Source organism: Allobrachymonas chironomi DSM 19884 (assembly GCF_000374625.1).
GTDB classification, from domain to species: Bacteria; Pseudomonadota; Gammaproteobacteria; order Burkholderiales; family Burkholderiaceae_C; genus Brachymonas; species Brachymonas chironomi.
In genome coordinates this window covers 1-4,842 of record NZ_KB894792.1, presented here as the reverse complement: position 1 = coordinate 4,842, position 4,842 = coordinate 1, and the positions used below count along the sequence as shown (strand labels likewise).

Genomic DNA, 4,842 nt, shown 5'->3' with positions numbered 1-4,842 from the left:
AAAAAAGCGCTCCCAGAGAGGGAGCGCTTTTCTTGCTGCAAGTAGCCTGACGATGACCTACTTTCACACGGGAATCCGCACTATCATCGGCGCAGAGTCGTTTCACTGTCCTGTTCGGGATGGGAAGGAGTGGTTCCAACTCGCTATGGTCATCAGGCTTTAACGGGTTGCCCTGCTGCTTGCGCAGCAGGGCGAATTCATAGAGTCTTCATCAGCTTCTTCATCTTGATTGCGCCTGGCATAACATCCTTGATCGCTTCGATCAAAGTTATAGGGTCAAGCCGCACGAGCAATTAGTACTGGTCAGCTTAATGCATTGCTGCACTTCCACATCCAGCCTATCAACGTCCTGGTCTAGAACGACTCTTCAGGGGGGTCAAGCCCCCGGCAGATCTCATCTTGAAACGAGTTTCCCGCTTAGATGCTTTCAGCGGTTATCTCTTCCACACTTAGCTACCCTGCGATGCCACTGGCGTGACAACAGGTACACCAGAGGTGTGTCCACTCCGGTCCTCTCGTACTAGGAGCAGGCTTCCTCAAATCTGCAGCGCCCACGGAAGATAGGGACCAAACTGTCTCACGACGTTTTAAACCCAGCTCACGTACCTCTTTAAATGGCGAACAGCCATACCCTTGGGACCGACTACAGCCCCAGGATGAGATGAGCCGACATCGAGGTGCCAAACACCGCCGTCGATATGAACTCTTGGGCGGTATCAGCCTGTTATCCCCAGAGTACCTTTTATCCGTTGAGCGATGGCCCTTCCATACAGAACCACCGGATCACTATGTCCTGCTTTCGCATCTGCTCGACTTGTCAGTCTCGCAGTTAAGCACGCTTATGCCATTGCACTATCGTCACGATGTCCGACCGTAACTAGCGTACCTTCGAACTCCTCCGTTACACTTTGGGAGGAGACCGCCCCAGTCAAACTGCCTACCATGCACTGTCCCCAGTCCCGATTCAGGGACCCAGGTTAGAACCTCAAACGCACCAGGGTGGTATTTCAACGTCGGCTCCAGCAGAACTAGCATCCTGCCTTCAAAGCCTCCCACCTATCCTACACAGATCCGTTCAAAGTCCAATACAAAGCTACAGTAAAGGTTCATGGGGTCTTTCCGTCTTTCCGCGGGGAGATTGCATCATCACAAACATTTCAACTTCGCTGAGTCTCTGGAGGAGACAGTGTGGCCATCGTTACGCCATTCGTGCAGGTCGGAACTTACCCGACAAGGAATTTCGCTACCTTAGGACCGTTATAGTTACGGCCGCCGTTTACTGGGACTTCGATCAAGAGCTTGCACCCCATCAATTAATCTTCCAGCACCGGGCAGGCGTCACACCCTATACGTCCACTTTCGTGTTTGCAGAGTGCTGTGTTTTTAATAAACAGTCGCAGCCACCAATTTTTTGCAACCCTTTCATGCTCAGATGTTCTCATCACACTACTAGGGCACACCTTCTCCCGAAGTTACGGTGTCAATTTGCCGAGTTCCTTCTCCAGAGTTCTCTCAAGCGCCTTAGAATACTCATCTCGCGCACCAGTGTCGGTTTGCGGTACGGTCGTTGCAAGCTGAAGCTTAGTGGCTTTTCCTGGAACCCCGTTCAGTGACTTCGCGAACTTGTTCGCTCGATCGACAGCCTCGGTACATGAGCAGCGGATTTGCCTACTGCTCGCCTACTTCTGTCTAAACCGGGACTTCCAACACCCGGATCACCTATTAAGATTCGTCCCCACATCGCACTTGCAATCGGTACAGGAATATTGACCTGTTTCCCATCAGCTACGCATCTCTGCCTCGCCTTAGGGGCCGACTCACCCTACGCCGATGAACGTTGCGTAGGAAACCTTGCGCTTACGGCGAGCGGGCTTTTCACCCGCTTTAACGCTACTCATGTCAGCATTCGCACTTCTGATACCTCCAGCACGCTTCTCAACGCACCTTCACAGGCTTACAGAACGCTCTCCTACCACGCACAGTATTCTGTGCATCCGCAGCTTCGGTAACTGGCTTGAGCCCCGTTACATCTTCCGCGCAGGACGACTCGATCAGTGAGCTATTACGCTTTCTTTAAATGATGGCTGCTTCTAAGCCAACATCCTGACTGTCTTAGCCTTCCCACTTCGTTTCCCACTTAGCCAATTTTAGGGACCTTAGCTGGCGGTCTGGGTTGTTTCCCTCTTGAGTCCGGACGTTAGCACCCGGTGCTCTGTCTCCCAAGCTGTACTCTGCGGTATTCGGAGTTTGCCTTGGTTTGGTAAGTCGCCATGACCCCCTAGCCAAAACAGTGCTCTACCCCCGCAGGTAATACTTGAGGCACTACCTAAATAGTTTTCGGAGAGAACCAGCTATCTCCAAGTTTGTTTAGCCTTTCACCCCTATCCACAGCTCATCCGCTAATTTTGCAACATTAGTCGGTTCGGACCTCCAGTACCTGTTACGGCACCTTCATCCTGGCCATGGATAGATCACTTGGTTTCGGGTCTGCACCCAGCGACTGTTCGCCCTATTCGGACTCGATTTCTCTTCGGCTCCCCTATCCGGTTAACCTCGCCACTGAATGCAAGTCGCTGACCCATTATACAAAAGGTACGCAGTCACTCTTGCGAGCTCCTACTTTTTGTAAGCATGCGGTTTCAGGATCTATTTCACTCCCCTCCCGGGGTTCTTTTCGCCTTTCCCTCACGGTACTAGTTCACTATCGGTCGATGATGAGTATTTAGCCTTGGAGGATGGTCCCCCCATGTTCAGACAGGATTTCACGTGTCCCGCCCTACTTGTTCGCAACTTAGTACCACATGAATGTTTTCGCATACAGGGCTATCACCTGCTATGGCCGGCCTTTCCAAACCGTTTTGCTAACAATCATGCTATCTTTGCCAGGCTCCTGCGATTTCGCTCGCCACTACTTTCGCAATCTCGGTTGATGTCTTTTCCTCGAGCTACTTAGATGTTTCAGTTCACTCGGTTCGCCTCCGCATCCTATGTATTCAGATACGGATACCCTTGCGGGTGGGTTTCCCCATTCAGAAATCCCGGGATCAATGCTTATTTGCCAGCTCCCCCAGGCTTATCGCAGGCTATCACGTCTTTCTTCGCCTATCATCGCCAAGGCATCCACCACATGCTCTTAGTCACTTGACCCTATAACTTTGACGTCTTTCGCAAGACTCCAAAGCCTATCAAGGACTGCTGTCAGGTCTCTCACCTGACGCGTTATGCCGTAATGTGAATGATTCTTCAGATATCTCTATCTTGAGAACGATTCGTCATTACTCGAATTGAACAAAGTTCATATTCGTTTTGACGCAATCAAAATTTCGTCATCAAGGGCACGGTTGCACTCTCGTGCATTTCCCCTGACAACGCTGATTTCGACTCTATGAATTGTTAATGAACAGCCTAGTCAATGCCCTCCAGGGGCATCAACAACAAAGCACCCTGTCTCCAGGATACTTTGGTGTTGAATCAAACTACACAACTACCACCGCTGACTATGGTGGAGGATGACGGGATCGAACCGACGACCCCCTGCTTGCAAAGCAGGTGCTCTCCCAGCTGAGCTAATCCCCCACGTAACCTTCTCGCGGCCACTGTATCGGATATGGTGGGTCTGGTTGGATTCGAACCAACGACCCCCGCCTTATCAAGACGGTGCTCTAACCAACTGAGCTACAGACCCAGAAAGCACTTACCTTCCGTAGACGGTCCCATCTCCAACAACCGATAAGTGTGGGCGTTCACGACTCTCGTCGCGTATTCCAGAAAGGAGGTGATCCAGCCGCACCTTCCGATACGGCTACCTTGTTACGACTTCACCCCAGTCGCGAACCCTGCCGTGGTGATCGCCCTCCTTACGGTTAGGCTAACCACTTCTGGCAGAACCCGCTCCCATGGTGTGACGGGCGGTGTGTACAAGACCCGGGAACGTATTCACCGTGACATTCTGATCCACGATTACTAGCGATTCCGACTTCACGCAGTCGAGTTGCAGACTGCGATCCGGACTACGACCGGCTTTATGGGATTGGCTCCCCCTCGCGGGTTGGCTACCCTTTGTACCGGCCATTGTATGACGTGTGTAGCCCCACCTATAAGGGCCATGAGGACTTGACGTCATCCCCACCTTCCTCCGGTTTGTCACCGGCAGTCCCATTAGAGTGCCCTTTCGTAGCAACTAATGGCAAGGGTTGCGCTCGTTGCGGGACTTAACCCAACATCTCACGACACGAGCTGACGACAGCCATGCAGCACCTGTGTGCAGGTTCCCTTTCGGGCACGAATCCATCTCTGGAAACTTCCTGCCATGTCAAAGGTGGGTAAGGTTTTTCGCGTTGCATCGAATTAAACCACATCATCCACCGCTTGTGCGGGTCCCCGTCAATTCCTTTGAGTTTCAACCTTGCGGCCGTACTCCCCAGGCGGTCAACTTCACGCGTTAGCTTCGTTACTGAGAAAGCAAATTCCCAACAACCAGTTGACATCGTTTAGGGCGTGGACTACCAGGGTATCTAATCCTGTTTGCTCCCCACGCTTTCGTGCATGAGCGTCAGTGCAGGCCCAGGGGATTGCCTTCGCCATCGGTGTTCCTCCGCATATCTACGCATTTCACTGCTACACGCGGAATTCCATCCCCCTCTGCCGCACTCCAGCCTTGCAGTCACAAAGGCAGTTCCCAGGTTGAGCCCGGGGATTTCACCTCTGTCTTACAAAACCGCCTGCGCACGCTTTACGCCCAGTAATTCCGATTAACGCTTGCACCCTACGTATTACCGCGGCTGCTGGCACGTAGTTAGCCGGTGCTTATTCTTACAGTACCGTCATCTTCCCCAGGTATTA

Annotated in this window: 2 tRNA genes and 3 rRNA genes; all 5 read right to left on the bottom strand. The window is 52.2% G+C overall.

Features of this window, described 5'->3' with window-relative positions:
• Positions 1 to 44: 44 nt before the first annotated feature.
• Positions 45 to 157, bottom strand: a 5S ribosomal RNA gene (rrf, locus tag C513_RS0112225).
• A 115-nt stretch (positions 158 to 272) separates the two neighbouring features.
• Positions 273 to 3,147: ribosomal RNA gene (locus C513_RS0112220) — 23S ribosomal RNA — on the bottom strand.
• A 353-nt stretch (positions 3,148 to 3,500) separates the two neighbouring features.
• Positions 3,501 to 3,576: transfer RNA gene (locus tag C513_RS0112215), tRNA-Ala, on the bottom strand.
• Between the two features lie 32 nt (positions 3,577 to 3,608).
• Positions 3,609 to 3,685 (bottom strand) — tRNA-Ile (locus tag C513_RS0112210).
• An 83-nt stretch (positions 3,686 to 3,768) separates the two neighbouring features.
• Positions 3,769 to 4,842 (bottom strand): 16S ribosomal RNA (locus C513_RS0112205); the annotation flags it as partial.